The organism is Pseudomonas sp. FP603, from assembly GCF_030687415.1.
In the GTDB taxonomy this organism is placed as follows: domain Bacteria; phylum Pseudomonadota; class Gammaproteobacteria; order Pseudomonadales; family Pseudomonadaceae; genus Aquipseudomonas; species Aquipseudomonas wuhanensis.
Map to the genome: position 1 here is coordinate 2,946,733 of NZ_CP117431.1, position 17,356 is coordinate 2,964,088.

At 55.9% G+C, this 17,356-nt stretch carries 16 protein-coding genes and 1 tRNA gene; 11 read left to right on the plus strand and 6 right to left on the minus strand.

The annotated features are described in order from the left end of the window. Positions 1-24 precede the first annotated feature (24 nt). Positions 25-306, minus strand: coding sequence for a peptidylprolyl isomerase (locus PSH65_RS13755; RefSeq protein ID WP_007898306.1), 282 nt, complete (start codon positions 304-306; stop codon positions 25-27). A 106-nt stretch (positions 307-412) separates the two neighbouring features. Continuing rightward, entirely contained in the window at positions 413-1,294 is an 882-nt protein-coding gene (locus PSH65_RS13760; protein WP_305426667.1) for a triacylglycerol lipase, read from the minus strand. A 337-nt stretch (positions 1,295-1,631) separates the two neighbouring features. Between PSH65_RS13760 and PSH65_RS13765 the strand changes: the two genes are divergently transcribed. Then, positions 1,632-2,684 carry a hypothetical protein gene (locus tag PSH65_RS13765; protein ID WP_305426668.1) on the plus strand — a complete coding sequence of 351 codons (1,053 nt, stop codon included), beginning with the start codon at positions 1,632-1,634 and terminating at the stop codon, positions 2,682-2,684. 58 nt (positions 2,685-2,742) lie between these two features. Here PSH65_RS13765 and PSH65_RS13770 read toward each other — a convergent pair whose 3' ends face one another. Then, entirely contained in the window at positions 2,743-3,831 is a 1,089-nt protein-coding gene (locus PSH65_RS13770) for a 3-deoxy-7-phosphoheptulonate synthase (protein WP_305426669.1), read from the minus strand. 627 nt (positions 3,832-4,458) lie between these two features. Between PSH65_RS13770 and PSH65_RS13775 the strand changes: the two genes are divergently transcribed. The 4 genes from PSH65_RS13775 to PSH65_RS13790 all read left to right on the plus strand — a co-directional run bounded on the left by PSH65_RS13775 (position 4,459) and on the right by PSH65_RS13790 (position 7,460). Then, complete coding sequence (locus tag PSH65_RS13775; protein ID WP_305426670.1) at positions 4,459-5,217, plus strand: carbon-nitrogen hydrolase family protein; 759 nt, start codon at positions 4,459-4,461, stop codon at positions 5,215-5,217. Next, positions 5,218-5,661: an N-acetyltransferase gene (locus tag PSH65_RS13780; RefSeq protein WP_305426671.1), complete on the plus strand. Its 444-nt coding sequence runs from the start codon at positions 5,218-5,220 to the stop codon at positions 5,659-5,661. Between the two features lie 206 nt (positions 5,662-5,867). Then, positions 5,868-6,619, plus strand: a protein-coding gene (locus tag PSH65_RS13785) for an IS5 family transposase (protein ID WP_370694687.1) whose coding sequence is annotated in 2 segments (ribosomal slippage) — positions 5,868-6,191 and positions 6,194-6,619 — 750 coding nt in all. Because the reading frame shifts where the segments join, the coding sequence is not laid out codon by codon here. Positions 6,620-6,719: 100 nt separating this feature from the next. After that, positions 6,720-7,460 (plus strand): helix-turn-helix domain-containing protein, encoded by a 741-nt coding sequence (locus tag PSH65_RS13790; protein ID WP_305425511.1) that lies wholly within the window; start codon positions 6,720-6,722, stop codon positions 7,458-7,460. 58 nt (positions 7,461-7,518) lie between these two features. Here the strand turns inward: PSH65_RS13790 and PSH65_RS13795 are convergent, their stop codons facing one another. Further along, positions 7,519-8,232 carry a CHAD domain-containing protein gene (locus PSH65_RS13795; RefSeq protein WP_305426673.1) on the minus strand — a complete coding sequence of 238 codons (714 nt, stop codon included), beginning with the start codon at positions 8,230-8,232 and terminating at the stop codon, positions 7,519-7,521. A gap of 283 nt (positions 8,233-8,515) precedes the next feature. Between PSH65_RS13795 and uvrY the strand changes: the two genes are divergently transcribed. The 5 genes from uvrY (at position 8,516) to PSH65_RS13825 (ending at position 13,735) form a co-directional block, all read left to right on the plus strand. After that, positions 8,516-9,100, plus strand: a complete 585-nt coding sequence (gene uvrY / locus PSH65_RS13805) for a UvrY/SirA/GacA family response regulator transcription factor (protein ID WP_007896273.1) — start codon at positions 8,516-8,518, stop codon at positions 9,098-9,100. A 2-nt stretch (positions 9,101-9,102) separates the two neighbouring features. Further along, positions 9,103-10,926 (plus strand): excinuclease ABC subunit UvrC, encoded by a 1,824-nt coding sequence (gene uvrC, locus PSH65_RS13810; protein WP_008066868.1) that lies wholly within the window; start codon positions 9,103-9,105, stop codon positions 10,924-10,926. A 33-nt stretch (positions 10,927-10,959) separates the two neighbouring features. Then, a complete protein-coding gene (gene pgsA / locus PSH65_RS13815) occupies positions 10,960-11,520 on the plus strand; it encodes a CDP-diacylglycerol--glycerol-3-phosphate 3-phosphatidyltransferase (protein WP_305426674.1) in 561 nt (186 codons plus the stop codon). A 62-nt stretch (positions 11,521-11,582) separates the two neighbouring features. Next, positions 11,583-11,658: transfer RNA gene (locus PSH65_RS13820), tRNA-Gly, on the plus strand. A 235-nt stretch (positions 11,659-11,893) separates the two neighbouring features. After that, on the plus strand, positions 11,894-13,735 hold the full coding sequence (locus PSH65_RS13825; RefSeq protein WP_305426675.1) for an integrase arm-type DNA-binding domain-containing protein: 1,842 nt from the start codon (positions 11,894-11,896) through the stop codon (positions 13,733-13,735). A 107-nt stretch (positions 13,736-13,842) separates the two neighbouring features. On the opposite strand, the gene PSH65_RS13830 is transcribed toward PSH65_RS13825, so the two are convergent. Beyond that, complete coding sequence (locus PSH65_RS13830; protein ID WP_305426676.1) at positions 13,843-14,955, minus strand: XRE family transcriptional regulator; 1,113 nt, start codon at positions 14,953-14,955, stop codon at positions 13,843-13,845. Beyond that, complete coding sequence (locus tag PSH65_RS13835; RefSeq protein WP_163854411.1) at positions 14,948-15,568, minus strand: hypothetical protein; 621 nt, start codon at positions 15,566-15,568, stop codon at positions 14,948-14,950. Before PSH65_RS13835 ends, PSH65_RS13830 begins: the two co-directional genes overlap by 8 nt. Positions 15,569-15,832: 264 nt before the next feature. Between PSH65_RS13835 and PSH65_RS13840 the strand changes: the two genes are divergently transcribed. Continuing rightward, complete coding sequence (locus tag PSH65_RS13840) at positions 15,833-16,999, plus strand: restriction endonuclease (protein WP_163854410.1); 1,167 nt, start codon at positions 15,833-15,835, stop codon at positions 16,997-16,999. Positions 17,000-17,356: the final 357 nt, after the last annotated feature.

A 17,356-nucleotide genomic window follows, 5' to 3' on the forward strand; every position in this document is an offset into this window, starting at 1 on the left:
TATGTAGCAAACTCAAAGCGTTGATCAGTCCTGACGACTGGTCACTTCCAGCAGGTGATAACCGAACTGGGTCTTGACCGGGCCTTGCACCACGTTGATCGGTGCGCTGAAGACCACTGTGTCGAATTCCTTGACCATCTGGCCTGGACCGAACGAGCCCAGGTCACCGCCCTGGCGGCTGGATGGGCAGGAGGAGTTGGCTTTGGCAACTTCGGCGAAATCGGCGCCGGCCTCGATCTGGGCTTTGAGTTCGTTGCACTTTTCTTCGCTGGAAACCAGGATGTGACGGGCAGTGGCTTTGGCCATGAGAAAATACTCCATTCAATGTTCAATAAAGTGCGGAGCCTACCGGATTCAGTGGGCTATTTCTCTCTCAAAGTTCCGTCTATATCGCTTGACCGCGTGGCATTGCTTAAAGGCCGGCATTTTTCAAGCGTTCGGCATGCTTTACATACAGGGTAATCGGGTCGATGCCTCTGCGGACCTGGCCGGTTGTCTGGCCGAGACTGTCCAGATGATCCAGCTGATAGTCCGAACGGATCACCTTACCCAGATGGGAGCTGAACCGGCCGACCATGCCGTCATTCTGCTCGGCTTCGGTGGTGAAGTAGTGGGAGAACGCCCGGAGAAATCCGTGCAGCGGATTGAGTGCTTCGAGCCCCTCGTCGAGGATGCTTCCTTGCAGGGTGCCGCTCCACGAATAGTAGCGCACGCCGTCCACCAGTTCGCGCCCCTTGCCGCCCCAGGTTTTTGGTAACCCTTGGGGGTACTTGTCGTTGAATGCGCCGACGCCTTCGGTGGTCAGTGCATTGAGCGCGGCGATGGCGTTCTGCGGCAGGTGCCGGTTGCCACTGAGCAACGACAGGAAGTCGGCGAACAGGGTGGCGACCGCTCCGGCGACATGCTCCGGCAGGCGTCCGGGTGTCAGCGCCTTGCGCAAGAAATCGGCCAGTTCCGAGCCGTGGTTCGGCCCGCTGACCGATGTCACCGAAGCGACTGCCTCCGGCGCTAGCGCCCCCGCATACCGTGCAGCCAGTGCGCCCTGACTGTGACCGATCAGGTTGACTTTGCTTGCACCGGTCCCTTGCAGTACCCGGTCGATCTGCGCCAGCAGTTGTTCGCCGCGAGTTTCATTGCTGTGGGTGGCTGACAGATGAGGGATGAAAACCCTCGCGCCGGCGCTTCTCAGGGCCAGTTTGACGTCATGGAACAGTTCAAGATTGCCGATGCGATCGAAGCCGAAGAGCCCGTGGGCCAGCAGGATCGGATACTGAGTGGTTGCATTCCGTAGCATGTACATTCCTTTTTCGCAGTAGGTCAGGTGTGTGCTCAAGGGCGCACTCTAAAGCACACCACCTGCTCGGCGATGTATGAAAAAGCCGCTGTAACCTGATGAAAACGGGTTAGAAATTGTACGAAAGCTCGAATGAACATGAGGTCTTGGTCGGAATATCCGGACATCTTTTTAACGATCATTGCGAGCTTCCTCGCAATGACCTACCGCTGAAACGTCCTTTTACCGTGCAAGCCGACGCGATTGTCCGGCAGCGCGAATCAGTACCGCGGGTTTCAATAGGCTTCGTTCGATGCCGACCTCAAGGCGGCATTTATTCCAAGGACTGGAGCGTTGAATGGCTACTTATGAAGCAGATAACTTGAATGTTGTAGAGCAGTGCATGGCGGCACCCCAGCTGGATCAGGCGGATAACGCCATGCTCGATCCGTCCGACAACAAGGCCATTATCACCGTCGCGCCTTACCCGGACATGGCCTGCGGAGACAAACTGGTCATGTTCTGGTCGGGTATCGATGCAGAGGGTGTTGCGTATCGGCATGAGGTGTCGCGTTTTGTCAGCGAGGCTCAGGTAGGCAGGGCGATTGTCTTTTGCGTATCGGCCGTACACATCGCTGCACTGGATGGTGGGTCACTCGAGGTTTATTACACCCTCTACACTGCACGCCTTCGTGGACCTGTGGAGTCCGGGCGTTTATACCTGAGCGTTGGTGATTCCCGGCCAGATTTGCTGCCTGTGATTGTGAACGATGCGGTGGGCGGCACGCTCGATCCGGGCAGAGTCGCCCAGGGCGCGCGCGTAACCATCAGGCCGTACGCCCGAATGGCGGCTGGAGATCAGGTTTTGTTTTCCTGGGTAGGTGTTACGCCACAAGCGAGTTTCAATGACACTTTGAAAGTCGAATCCTTTGCCGTTGGCGGCGAACTGTCGTTCTGGGTAAGTCCCGACTGTATTGCACCCAATCTCGGGGCCTCCGTTACGATCGGCTACTGCGTCGAGCAGAAGGGGCAGGCGTCACGCTTCTCGGAACCAGCACCGCTGTTGATCGGCCCGCTGGAACGAGAGCCGCTTTTGCCACCTGTCGTGCTGGAAGCCGATGAAGGTTGGCTGGATGTGCAAGATGCGATCGATGGTGTCACCGTTCTAATCGACAATGCTCAGGCCGAAGAGGGGGAACTGGTTTACCTGAAATGTGACGGTGAGCATTTCAATCATCGCGATGATCGTGAAGTTTCCGGGGAAATGGCCGGTCAACCGTTGGTATTTATCGTTCCCTACAGGTTTTGGCGCGAGCATCAGGACTTGACGGTCCGAGTCTCTTATTCGGTCGAGCGTCTCGACGATGTGAGCCAGCAGTCCGAAGCCACGTGGGTGCAAGTGCACTCGTAAACCGGTTTAACGTTGATCCCCTTCCGGTTTTCGATTGAAAACCGGAAGGGGGCACGGGTCACTTAGGCTGTTGGGTAAGGCGCTGCGCACGAAGTCGCTCGGTTGCCTGCAATAACACTTGTTCCGTCCCGGCCCAGCCAAGGCAGCCGTCCGTTACTGACACCCCGTAACGCAGCGACGGGCTCAATGGCTGGCAGCCTTCGAACAGATGGCTCTCAATCATCATGCCGATCAGCGAACGATCACCTTGCAGGCGCTGCTCAAGCACGTCATTGAACACAGCTGGCTGACGCAATGGATCTTTACCACTGTTAGCGTGGCTGCAGTCGACCATGATCCGCGCCGGAATCTTGAGCCTGGTCAAATCGTTGTGCACTTGGGCGATGCTGTCGCGGTCGTAGTTCGGCCCGCGATGGCCGCCACGCAGTACCAGGTTGGTGTCGGGGTTGCCCGGTGTCTGAATAATCGCAGGATGCCCTTGGCTATCGACGCCGAAATGGCGATGCGGATGGGCGGCCGAGCGCATGGCGTCGCTGGCAACAGCCACACCGCCATCGGTGCCGTTCTTAAACCCGACCGGCATGCTCAGGCCGCTGGCCATTTCCCGATGGATCTGTGATTCGGTGGTCCGGGCGCCAATCGCGACCCAGCTCAGCAGGTCGTCGAAGTAGCCGGCGGCCATCGGTTGCAGCAGCTCGGTGGCAACGGGTAAGCCCAGTTGGAGCATTTCGCGCATCAATTCGCGGGACAGCGTCAAGCCGCCCGCCATGTCGTCGCTGCCATCCAGATGCGGGTCGTAGGCCAGGCCTTTCCAGCCGATTGTGGTGCGGGGTTTTTCGACGTAGGCGCGCATCACCAGCAGCATCTCATCGCTGACTTCGGCGGCCAGCCGGGCCAGGTTGGCGGCGTATTCGAGGGCTGAACGGGGATCGTGAATCGAGCAGGGGCCGACGATGACCAGCAGGCGGGAGTCTTCACCGTTGAGGATCGCGCGAACTGCCTGACGGTGATCGGCGACTTGCCGGGTCAGGGCATTGCTGAGGGGGAGTTGCTGTTTGAGCTGCAATGAGCTGGGCAGGCGCAAGGTCAGCGCTTCGTTGGCAGGGCTCAGGGTGGACAGTGGCAGAGCAGAGACGGACGAGTTCATATTCGGGCTTCCTGGGCTGGCGGCGGGTTCGTTCCCGCGCGCTCGGCCCTACTGGGGTGTTCGACAATTGGCCGGATTGGCTGCGTGTGTGTGCTTGCCACCTGTGGGTGACCGATCGGAGGCGGCAGGCTGTCCCGAGCGGAGGCTGGTAAATCGCCAGGCGGTAAAACTGTCGTAACGGTAATAAGTGGCGTAGTTCATGTCGTGAATCCTCAAATTGTCTGGTTGACGCTAAAAATGTTCAGGGCTGAAAAAACAAAACCCCCGGTCGGGAGGCCGACCGGGGGTTGAGAATTCTCTGGTGGCGACCCGTTTAAAGTGGGCGCCGTGTGGGTATCAGGCGCGCCAGTGGCTAAACCAATACCCAAAATAAAAGCTGACCGAAGCACAGACGTCATTCGCCCGGGCAGCAGCAACCGAGCGCGGGGCGCTGGCGGTACGAAGCTGTGAGAGGGCGTTGAGCATGGTCTGTCTCCGATGAATGCGCCGAGCTTACTAGAGGCCGGTACGCGGATTCAATCAGAAAATGCTATCGATGATCATGGGCTTTTCTATCGCTTGAGTACGTCGGGGGTTGTGACACACTTTGCGCTGCGCCCAACTACCACAACGTCACAAGGACGAACCATGACGACACTGACCATTGCCGCCGCTCAATCGATCTCCATTGCCGGTGATCTTGCCGCCAATATGGCTTGGCATCGGCGCTTCATGCAGGTTGCCGCGGAGCAAGGCGTGCAATTGCTGGTGTTTCCGGAACTGTCGCTGACCGGGTACGAACGCGGCTTGGCAACGGAGCTGGCCATAGCGCCAGACGCCGGGGTGCTGCAACCGTTGCGCAATTTCGCGCGGGAAGTCGGTGTGACCAGTGTCGTTGGGATGCCGATTCGTCTGTCGGACGATTCGCCGGTATTGATCGGAGCTCTGGTATTGGGCGCCGATGGTTCGCTAGGGATTTACAGCAAGCAGCATCTGCATCCGGGCGAGGAAGTGGCGTTTGCTCCGGGAACGGGCGGTTCGACATTGAAGATCGGTACCGACACCGTCGCGCTGGCGGTTTGCGCCGATTTCTCTCACGCCAGTCACGCGGCAGCCGCGGCACGGCAGGGCGCTGATCTTTACGCCGCGGGCGTGTTGATCACAGAAAACGGCTACGCTCCAGATACCGCACTATTGCAAGGCTATGCTTGCACACACTCGATGGCGGTACTGATGGCCAACCATGGTGGCGCAACGGGTGGCTGGGGCTCGGCAGGGCGCAGTGCAATCTGGGCGGCGGACGGGTCGTTGATTGTGGCGGCACCGGGTACGGGGAACCTTATGGTCGTTGCTCGTCGCAATGCTGACGGCTGGAAAGGGCAAATCGTGGCTGTGGCGGAGGCTTGAATGGGTTTCGAATTGCGTCCGGCAACGTCTCGGGACCTGGACTTTGCTCGTGACCTGACTTGTCGAAATATGCTTCGCTACTACATTCAACATGAACTGTTATGGCTGGACGAAGCTTTCGATGTCGCCTGGGAGGGACGCGAAAACTGGCTGATTGTGCGTGATGACACGTTGATGGGGTATGTCAGCCTGAGCCGTGACGCCAGAGCCTTGTATATCCGCGAATTGCATATGCTTGAAGCGTTTCAGGGGCAGGGCGCCGGTTCCTGGGCGATCGATCAGGTATTCGCCATGGCGTGCAAGGAACGACGCCCGGCATTGCGTCTGACCGTCTTTGAAAATAATCCGGCAAAAATACTTTACGAGAGAAAGGGCCTGAAGGTGGTCGGCAAAGACCAGTGTTTCCTGAGAATGCAGCGTGATATCAATGGACTGCATCGCTGAAACACACTGGCGGCAAGCCTCGCAAGAAGAATTGACACTTTTTATATGCGGCTTGCCGCTAGGTCTGCCAGTTGCTTTTTGCTAAGGTGTCCGACAACCCAATAAGACCAAATCGCGAGGTGTCTGCTTGATTAGGGTGCTAGGGTGCGTTCTCATTTGATGCCAGTAGCGCCGTCGATTAGTCTCGCCGCTTTTTGGGGTAACGGATGTGCCGCTATTGGTTGCGTGATGATCAGTGGGAGCGGATCAAGGAACTGTTGCCGGGTAAAACCAGCGACCGCGGCGTAACGGCCCGAGATAACCGACGGTTTATCGAGGCGGTGCTGTGGATTGCTCGAACTGGTGCACCCTGGCGCGACCTCCCAGAAACCTATGGCCATTGGCATCGAGTTTATGTGCGTTATAGCCGCTGGTCACGCAAGGGAGTTTGGTTAAAGGTGATGGAGTCGCTTGCGGCTGACGCAGACGTGGAGCATCTGATGGTCGATGGCAGCATCGTGCGGGTTCATCAGCATGGCGCGGCAAAAAAACCGATCAGGACGCCGAAGCCATGGGCAGATCCCGAGGTGGACTGAGTACCAAGATCCACGCCGTCGTGGATGCTCTTGGAAATCCGCTACGCCTGCTGCTGACGCCCGGGCAGGCCTCGGAATACGGCCAAGCCCAAGCACTGATCGAGGGCTTTACCCCCGAGGCGGTATTGGCAGACAAGGGCTATGACTCAGACGCGTTCATTGATGCTATCCAACGCAAAGGAGCTGAAGCGGTCATCCCCTCGAGAAAAAACCGCCTGAAACCTCGCCAGCTGGATCGGCATTTCTACAAGGCACGTAACTTGGTAGAGCGCTTTTTCCAGAAGCTGAAGCAGTTCCGTCGGATCGCGACAAGGTATGAGCGACTGGCAAGAAACTACCAGTCGATGCTGAGTCTTGTGTCAGCTGTCATATGGTTGGCCTGATTGCCCCCCCCTAGCACTAGGGCACCCCCCATTCATCGCGTTAACACAGCTTTACTGCTCGCTGTAGCTATGCTGAAAATACCGAAAGGGAGGTAATCACGTGCCTGAAACTCGGTCGTGTCAAGCTCATGCGCTCAAGCTGGCATGCTCCAATTGCAACATATTGGAGTTCTGTCTACCGCTTGGCCTCACCGGCGAGGAAGTCGCGCAGCTTGACTCCCTGATCATGCAGCGGGTCAAGGTAAAAAAGGACGCGGCGCTGTACCGCGCCTGCGATCCATTGCGTTTTCTTTATGCCGTGCGCATCGGCTTTTTCAAGACCGATGTGCTCTCGCTCGATGGTCGTGAGCAGGTCACCGGCTTCCAGATGCCTGGCGACATGCTTGGGTTGGATGCTGTCAATAGCGGCCTGTACACTTGTAATGCATTTGCCCTTGAGGACAGCGAAGTTTGCGCTATCCACTTCGATCACCTGGAGAAACTTGCTCAAGAACTGCCCTCACTACAGCACAATCTGAACAAAATATTCAGCAGGGAAATCGTCCGCGATCACGACATGTTGATGCTGCTAGGCAACATGAACTCGGATGAGCGCCTCGCGGCATTTCTGCTGAACTTGTCACAACGCTTGAATATGCGCGGCTATTCGTCCAAAGAGTTTGTACTCAAGATGCGCCGCGAAGAAATCGGCTCATATCTAGGGCTACGCTTGGAAACCATTTGTCGAGGAATCGCGCACCTGCGAGACCATGCGCTGGTCGAGGTATCAGGCCGTGAAGTCAAAATCCTGGACATGGACAGGCTCAAGCATCTGGTCGCAGGTTGTCATCGGTTTTCTTGAGAATCACTCTATTTAGTAGCAAGTAGTCGTAGAAGCTGTGCCAACTGAGACTCCGCTTTCAAGAGTGCGTATCGGCTGCTGCGTGCCACGCTTTCGCAAGTGGCTGTAAATCTTTTTCGTGCTTGGCTCTGAGACACCACTGGAAATGGTCGTGCCAGGAGCCGAGGGCTGACTGCACAGTCTTGAGCGAAGCAGCGGCCTCACCAGAGAGGGGCGACAGCTGAGGAAAAGCATCGTTGAGGTAACGGGTACGTTTGACCAGGATTCTCAGCTGGTGACGATCAAACTGCGGATCGGCTAACGCAGCTTTCAGGTGCTCGATTTGCTTGTGCAAGCGTTTGCTGATGGTCTTTTTAATTCGACCTAACTCGCACGCACGCTCAGCAGCTCGGAAGGCTGAAGGCCACTCATCCAGTTGGAAAAAGAGCTGATTGATCGCGCGGGCTTTAACGATGCGGCTATAGCTGGTCTGTAGAATCGCTTTTCTGACATGCGCCTGCTTTGGGAATCCTTGCGCCTCAAGCTCTTCTATCAATACCTCAAGGTCACGCGCAGGCGTGGTCAGTCTGCCGACTGCGGCTGCGGCCTCATTCAGTGGCGCGATGCCCTCTATCTCACGCAATGGCCGCAACAGGCTTCTGATGCGCCGCAGATTGATTCTGAGGTCATGCAACGCTTCACTGTCCGTCCTGGCGCCCATTCGGGCTTGAGCATGGTAGAGCCCTACCTCAAGCGCTACGATTTGGGCAACGAACGAGTCTACAAATGCCATCAGACACCATCCAACTCCGAAGACGACGGAGTGAGGTTAGCAGGTCGGATAGCGCCTCGAACTTCCGGGATAGCTTGTGTTGTGGATCCAGATAGATTATCGGCTTGAAGGTCTGGTGTGACTCACTCATTTTCACTGAGCTCATTAGATACGCAGGCAGTGCCGTTGCGGTAGAGCATTGCGAACCTGGTGTTGGTTAACGACGTCGCCCCCTACTTGGCTCAAATGAGAACGCCCCCTAGTAGTCGATGACCATGATCTCGTTCGTACAGGCATTACACGAATGCTGGCTGACATCGATGGCCTGCAAGTAGTCGGCCAGGCTGAGTCAGGGGAGGAATCCCTGCTTAAAGCGCGTGAGTTGAAACCCGATGTGGTGCTGATGGACGTCAAGATGCCCGGGATCGGCGGTCTTGAAGCCACGCGCAAATTATTGCGCAGTCATCCGGACATCAAGGTCGTCGCGGTCACCGTGTGCGAAGAAGATCCGTTTCCTACCCGCCTGTTACAGGCAGGTGCCGCAGGTTATCTGACCAAGGGCGCCGGATTGCCGGAAATGGTCCAGGCCATTCGCCTGGTGTTTGCCGGGCAACGCTACATCAGCCCGCAGATTGCCCAGCAATTGGCGATCAAGTCGTTCCAGCCAACCAATGATTCGCCCTTCGACGCTTTGTCGGAGCGGGAAATCCAGATTGCGTTGATGATTGTCGGCTGTCAGAAGGTGCAGATCATTTCCGACAAACTGTGCCTGTCGCCAAAAACAGTGAATACCTACCGTTACCGTATTTTCGAAAAGCTTTCGATCAGCAGCGATGTCGAGTTGACGCTGTTGGCGGTTCGTCACGGCATGGTTGATGCCAGCCTCTGAAAATGACTGAAATCTTCGATCCAAGTGCTTTTCTGTCGACGGTCAGTGGGCGGCCGGGCGTCTATCGCATGTTCGACAGCGATGCGCGGCTGCTTTATGTCGGCAAAGCCAAAAATCTCAAGAAGCGTTTGGCGAGCTACTTCCGCAAAGCCGGTCTTGCCCCCAAGACCGCTGCGCTGGTGGGTCGTATCGCCCAGGTCGAAACCACCATCACGGCCAACGAAACCGAAGCCTTGCTGCTTGAGCAGACGCTGATCAAGGAATGGCGCCCGCCGTACAACATCCTGCTGCGCGACGACAAATCCTACCCTTATGTGTTTCTCTCGGATGGCCAGTTCCCTCGCTTGAGCATCCACCGGGGGGCGAAAAAGGCCAAAGGCAAATATTTCGGTCCTTATCCCAGCGCAGGGGCGATTCGCGAAAGCCTGAGTCTGCTGCAAAAGGCTTTTTTTGTTCGTCAGTGTGAAGACAGCTTTTACAAGAATCGCGCCCGACCTTGTCTGCAATACCAGATCAAGCGCTGCAAGGCGCCGTGTGTGGGTCTGGTGGAGCCCGAGGTGTATGCCGAAGATGTACGTCACTCGGTGATGTTTCTTGAGGGGCGTAGCAATGCCCTGGCGGACGAGTTGTCCGCGGCCATGGAGGAGGCGGCGGTCAACCTCGAGTTCGAGCGCGCCGCCGAGCTGCGTGACCAGATCTCATTGCTGCGTCGGGTCCAGGACCAGCAAAGCATGGAAGGCGGGACGGGCGATGTCGATGTGATTGCGGCGTTCGTCAACCCGGGAGGCGCCTGCGTGCACTTGATCAGCGTGCGCGGTGGCCGGGTGTTGGGGAGCAAGAACTTCTTTCCGCAGGTGGGTATCGAGGAAGACGTTTCCGAGGTCATGGCAGCGTTCCTCGGCCAATATTTCATCAGCAGTCCCGAGCGCGACTTGCCGAGCGAGCTGATCGTCAATGTGGTTCACGAAGACTTTCCGACCCTGATCGCAGCCATCGAAGAGCTGCGCGGTCGCGAATTGACCATCAGCCATCGAGTACGCGGCACCCGGGCGCGCTGGCAGCAATTGGCGGTCACCAATGCCGAGCAAGCGCTGGGCGCACGCCTGGCTAACCGGCAACACGTTGCGGCACGTTTCGATGCCCTGGCCGAAGTGCTGAAACTGGACGAGCCGCCGCAACGTCTCGAGTGCTACGACATCAGCCATTCCAGCGGCGAGGCCACGGTGGCGTCCTGTGTGGTGTTCGGCCCGGAAGGCCCGATCAAATCCGACTACCGCCGCTACAACATTGAAGGTGTTACGCCGGGCGATGACTATGCCGCGATGCACCAGGCCCTGACCCGACGCTTCAGCAAATTGAAGGACGGCGAGGGCAAGTTGCCGGACATCCTGCTGGTCGACGGTGGTAAAGGTCAGCTGTCCATGGCCCGTGACGTGCTTAACGAACTGGCTGTGCCCGACCTGATTCTCTTGGGTGTGGCCAAGGGCGCGACGCGCAAGGCCGGTTTCGAAACCCTGTACCTCAACGATGCGGCCCATGAATTTACCTTGCGCGGTGATTCCCCCGCGCTGCATCTGATCCAGCAGATCCGCGACGAAGCCCACCGTTTCGCCATTACCGGGCACCGCGCACGTCGTGGAAAAACGCGCCGTACGTCTACGCTTGAGGGCGTTGCCGGCGTCGGACCGACCCGTCGACGCGATTTGTTGAAACATTTTGGTGGATTGCAGGAGCTGTCTCGTGCCAGCATCGAAGAGATCGCCAAAGCACCCGGAATCAGCAAAAAGCTCGCAGAGTTGATTTATGCAAATCTGCACAGCGAGTAGAATGCCCAACTCACCTCGTAGCCAGTTGTGCCGATGAATATCCCTAATCTGATTACCGTTCTACGCGTCCTGCTCATCCCGATCTTCATTTTGCTGTTTTACTTGCCTTACCACTGGAGCTATGTGGCGTCTGCCTCGGTCTTCGCATTTGCCGCCGCGACTGATTGGCTCGACGGGTATCTGGCCCGTCGTCTGGAACAAAGCACACCGTTCGGGGCCTTCCTCGATCCTGTTGCGGACAAGCTGATGGTCGCCGTTGCGCTGGTTCTGCTGGTGCAAGAGCATGGCAACCTGTGGCTCACGCTGCCGGCCGCCGTTATCATCGGTCGCGAAATTGTCGTCTCGGCACTGCGCGAGTGGATGGCCGAACTCGGTGCTCGTGCTCATGTAGCGGTGTCGAACCTGGGCAAATGGAAAACCGCCGCGCAAATGCTGGCGCTGGTGATCCTGCTGGCCAATCCGTCGAGCTTCAGCTTCTGGGTCCTGATGGGGTACGCCTTGCTGCTGGTGTCCGCAGGCCTGACGTTGTGGTCCATGGTCCAATACTTGCGGGCTGCCTGGCCGCATCTGAAGACTGACGTGGAAAAGAAATAAACTTTTTTGAATCAAGGGGTTGACGGGGCATCTGGATTCTATAGAATGCGCCTCACCAAGACGCGGGAATAGCTCAGTTGGTAGAGCACGACCTTGCCAAGGTCGGGGTCGCGAGTTCGAGTCTCGTTTCCCGCTCCAAATATTGCGCTACAGAGTTCCACTGAATTCTGTAAGTGATTGAAATAAGGGCCTTTAGGCCCTTTTTTCGTTCCAGCGGGAACCACTGAAATCCAGCTCCATCCAGTGCTTTTAAGTCCCGATTTAAGTCCCGAATGAGGATCTTGGATTTGGATGTGCACTGAATCGGTTTTTTGCTGGAGCAGCTTGGATAGCGAGACGAGCATCTGGCCCTGACTCTGTTCAGGAGCTCGCTATGGCACTCTCGGATACGACCGTTCGGCAAGCCCGAATCACCGGCAATGACTACACGATGGGCGACACGGATGGGCTTGCACTCAACGTGACGGCGCGCGGCGGAAAAATCTGGCGTTTCAGGTACTACTGGGCGGGCGTGCAGAAGCGCATGTCTCTCGGCAGTTATCCGCAAATCAGCCTCAAAGAAGCCCGTGCCCGACGTGATGAGGCGCGAGCCTTGGTCGCCCAAGGTATCAATCCCTATGAGCACCGTAAGCAACAGCGTCGTGCTGTTCGTTTTGCGGCAGAGCATACCTTCGAGGCCGTGTTCAATCAGTGGGTGGAGTTTCGCAAATTGAGCCTGAAGGAAGGCCGGCAAAGCACGCTCTCGCAAATCTTGAGAATCTTCAATAAAGACGTCCTGCCCACGCTGGGTGGGCGGTCCATCTACGATATCAATCGTCACGATCTGTTGGATTTGCTGAGCAGGATTGAGCAGCGCAAGGCCTTAACGACCGCCGAAAAATGCCGGACTTGGTTCAATCAGTTGTTCCGCTATGCGTTGGTGAAGATCGAGGGGCTGGAACACAACCCAGCTTCAGACCTTGATGTAGTTGCACTCCCCAAACCTCCGGTTACGCACAATCCATTTCTTCGTATGGACGAGCTGCCGGCATTGATGGCTGCTCTTCGAAAATACGGTGGCGCCAACCAAACTCGGCTTGGCCTTCGGTTGTTGCTGCTGACCGGCGTCCGCACGGGCGAATTGCGGTTGGCAACACCCGACCAGTTCGATCTGGAGAAGCGTTTGTGGGTCATACCGGCGGAAGTGGTGAAACAACTCCAGCTAGCTATGCGGAAGCCAGGTAAGCAGATTCAAAATGTACCACCCTACATTGTCCCGTTGTCGGTTCAGGCGCTGGAGATAGTGCGTCACTTGTTGGATCAAGTTGTCCCCGCTCAACGTTACTTGTTTACGCATCGAAGCGACCTAAGCAAGCGCATCAGCGAGAACACGCTGAATGGCGCGTTGCGCCGGATGGGGTATGCCGATCAACTCACCGGTCATGGGATGAGGGCGACGATCTCGACGGCGCTGAACGAAATCGGATACCCGAAGGTATGGGTGGATGCTCAGCTCTCTCATGCTGATCCGGACAAGGTGAGTGCGGCCTACAATCATGCGGAATACGTCGAGCAGCGCCGGACGATGATGCAGGATTGGGCGAACCGTCTGGATCTGTGGGGGCAGGGCCATCTGAAAGCGGCAAGTTCTCCGCTTACCATTCGTTTAGAGGGTGCAGCTTCGTTACCTTCGTTGGAAAACGCGAACACAAACGCCGTTCTGTACGACAGTGGCTTCCCAGCGACGACGGTCCCAGCCTCCAAAACATCCGTCAGCAACGAGCCGGTCCTTAACGCGGCTCAGTATTCACCGGTCCTACCAGCTCCAACGCAGACTGAACAGCTGCGCGAACCCCAGGTATCAGACATACAACGTCAGCGCGCCGAGATGCTCGCCACCTATGAAGCTTCGAGTAATCTGCCGCTGCTTGTCTTCGCCAAATTGGCAGGCAAATCCAGAGATCAGATCAACCGCGATATCAAGGCTCGGCGCCTACTGTCTCTGAGCCTCGGGAATCGCGGTCAGCGTATTCCCGATTGGCAGCTTGATCCACTGCGGCACAAGTTGGTGCTTGCGGCGTTAGCGCAATTTCCGGATGTCGATGCGTGGAGGCTTTATGGCGCCCTTTGTAAGCCTCATGAGCGATTAAAAGGTCGCGCGCCAATCGATGTGCTCAATATGGCAAATTTCGACGGGACCGCACGAATCGTTTGCAGTGCGCTGAGTTCAAGCTGAGATGCTGTCTTCGTGCTGCGATAACGGATGTCGCCTTGCTTGGGACTATCTAGCTCGGGCACACCCTGAATGCGTGGACATCACGATGCCTGAGGTGCGGCGGAGGCCTAGCGTTGGGCATTGCTCACTAACCGTAAAGGGGCGATAGGTACGTTTAACATGAACTGATTCTTCACCATCTCCGTGCTCAAGCCGGCAGCAGCAAGCACACGATTCCAAGTCGTATAGTCCAGTAAGTCGATTGCGCGCTGAACGAGGAGGGGGGACTCCATCGGAATCAACTCGTCAAACTCTTCGCTTTTCGTAAACCCTTTACGCGCGAGGTAGGTAAAGGCGCTCTTCGCTTGATCGGCAGTTAGCAGATCCAGCGCACGAGCCCGATAGATTAATGCCTTGAAGCTAACTTTCCAACGAAGCTTTAGCTCTTTGAGCGCTGTCCAGTTTAGGTACTTCCCTCTCATAGTTGGGAATTCGGCTGCGAAGCTTGCTCGTGGCATCAAGAGTGCGCTGGCGAACTGGTTAGCTTGTTCCTCAGTTTCCCGACACCCTGTCTCGATCCCTTGGTGCATGACTAGATGGCCGAGCTCATGAGCCAGGTCAAACCGTTGCCTTCCAGGGTTGGCCTTGGATGTATTGCGAACAATTAAAGGACGCTTGTTAAAGAGAGAAAAAGCATCAACTCGGTCATCAGCCTCTGCAAGGTTGACCACCAGAACGCCAATCTTCTCTGCTAATTTTGTCACATTCGAGAGTGGGCCTAAGCCTAATCCTTGTTCTCTGCGAAATCGCTCTGCTACTAATTCAATCTTGCCTGCACCGGTGACAGGTTCATCAAGGGCAGCGAAGTCCACGATAGGAAATGCGACCTCTTTGTCCAGCTCATCAACCAGCAACTCGAACATTTCCACTTGGGCGGCGATGGTTTTTTTGAGAGTTAGGGTCGAAGTTCGAACGCTCCGAAAATGGCATTGCTCTAGCTCGACGCCACTTTTTCGGGGGGCAAAGAAAAAGTTTTCTTCAACACGCAGGACTTCGCAAAGCCGCTCCAGTTGATTGGGGGAGGGTATCGCGTTGACCTCAAGTTTGTGCGCGTACTGCCTGGTAACGCCAAGTAGCTCACCAATCTCAGCAAGGGATCGCCCCGCCGCACACCTGGCGAGGCGGAGCTTGTCGGGCGAAAACTCGTCACCCCAAGGCAGAAGGCCTGTCGTGTTATTCATCTTTCGAGTCAGTATCTTTCATTTCTGTCTGTGCGGCGTCTTTGTCGCGACGGATTGGTAGCGAGTCAACAATCTCAACGACTGGCGACAGTGCGGTCGTGCGAACCGAGACCAGAGGCTCGTAGTTGTGAACCCATTTGCAGATTACATTCCGGTTCGTGTCGAAACCCAGGATTGAGACTGTCAGGGTCGGCCCATCAGGGTTGCGGTCACTATCTACGTATACCCGCCAAGTGAGGTTGCCATCGTTGGATGGCCCGAGAAGGCTGTCGTGATATCGCTCAACTTGGTTCTTCTGTAAACGATGTCCTTTCTTGCGTAGGTCAGGGTCATCAGTCACGAACTGCATCAAAATTCCATTGACGCTGACCGTGTAATCCAGTGTTTTGTTGACGAGCCGAAACCAAGAGAGGTTACCCTCACGTTGAAGACGTATGAAGCGACCATGGATGCGCCCATAAGGAAAAACGCCTCGTGTCCAATTGGTGTCATCGTCTGTCGAAGTGGCTTCCAGTGCCTTATACGCAGCGTCCAAGAGATTATTGAAAACGACATCGAGGTGGGCTCGGCTGAGCTTAGGCTCAAGCTCGCTTGGATGCTGGAATTCTGGCATTCGGCTCTCCGAAAAGCGTGCAAATATTAAGTAGTGTCAACCGACATTTTTGTGCATTTTCTCTTGGTTGTCAACCACTCGGGGCGTGGCGTACTGAGACTACTCCGGTCGTGACAGCTGGCTTTCATTAGCAGTTAAGAGATTTGAATGAGGACGAGTTGCTTGCCCAGGGTAGTCTCAATGGACGCGCAGATGGCACTGAGCTATGTTCGCTGCAAGATTACGTGCGAGCCCGCGCGATGACTTAGGACAGGGGTTGGTACAATGATTTACCAATGCAATGGATGCAGCAGGACTACCTTCGAGACGGCATGCCCATGGTGCATGGGCTCCCAGGTTTCGCCGTCATCGGAGCTTACTTTGCGGCACCTCACTCCGCTGGATCCTTCGTTCTACCCCGATTTTCAATACCGATCCAAAGGCTTGATTCAAGACTTCTTCGGTAAGAAGAAAGAGCAAGCCCAGCTCAACGATCTTCTGAACAACGTCTTGAGAAAATATGCGGAGTTGAAGCATCCATACTTCACAAATTTCATTCACACGACCCGCGAGAGTGCGAGTAGTAGTGATGACGCGGGCGTGCCAGGCCCACGCTTGGATGGTGTGTACAGCGAGAGGGAGCTTTTCAGGGAGGTTTTGATTCGCAAAGGCTTTGACGAGCTTGAAGGGCTTCCATCTCTCATGGATAAGCTGCTGCAAACAACCGCCTTCAACTCGGTCTATCTGGGTTTCTCGAGAGAGCTGACCCGCCACATTCGAGCTGACCTGGCCGACACCTTGCGCTCTTGGATTGAAGAGGCCGGGACAACGTTTAGGTCTGACTTGGCCCTGTTCTACTACTACCTTTGGGAAAATGATGTTGCTTTTCCCAATGTCCAATTCAACCCCCAGGCTGCCTCCACATCTGGCATACCACTTCTTTCACTACAGGTTTTTCGAAACGGTCTGAGCCTCTGCGAGGAGATTTATTTCGACATTCTCGTCGAGCGACTGGGGTCTCAGCTGGAGCATTTCAATCCGAACCAATTCATCACCATGTACCTGGTGGATGCCATGGACGGATTTCAGTTCGAAGCCTTTCTGGTTGAGATCTTTCAGACCATCGGCTATGACGTCAAAGAGACCAAGAAGACTGCTGATCAGGGCGCCGACCTTTTTGTTACCCGCTTCGGTAAAAACATGGTCATCCAGGCTAAGAATTACTCTGGCTCTGTAGGCAATGCTGCTGTGCAGCAGGCCATCTCTGCTAAAGCCTTCTACGGGTGTGACGAGGCCATGGTCGTCACGAACTCCTACTACACGAAATCAGCGAAAGAGTTGGCCAGCACGGCGGGCGTGCGGCTAATCGACCGGGATGGGCTTCAAAGCTACCTTGATGACTACAATCAGAAGCTCATCGAGGTCTTCCAGGCAGAGGAAGAAAGTGCCTAGAGATGGATCCTTTGGAGTTCATCAACATAAGCAGTAGGGCGGCGTTGTGACATGGTGCTAGGTTAGTTCGCCGGAAGCTGACCGCGTGCGAGCCCAGGAATCATCTTTACCCTCAAGTTAATTTTTTACGTCGGTGTCAGAAGCTGGCTTGGCTTGCCCCCTAAGAGCAAGGAATCACCACGCATAGGCGGAAATCGCCCATAACTTAACTCAGAGGCCACAGAGCGTGACGATAAGATTGAATCGCCTTTGGTGGCAGCATTTGGCTCCCAAATCGATGCATCGTCGATTAGTTGAAGTGGAGCAGCTACTGTCGGGCTGGTGTAACACTGATTATGGGCGCCACTGGCTGAAGGT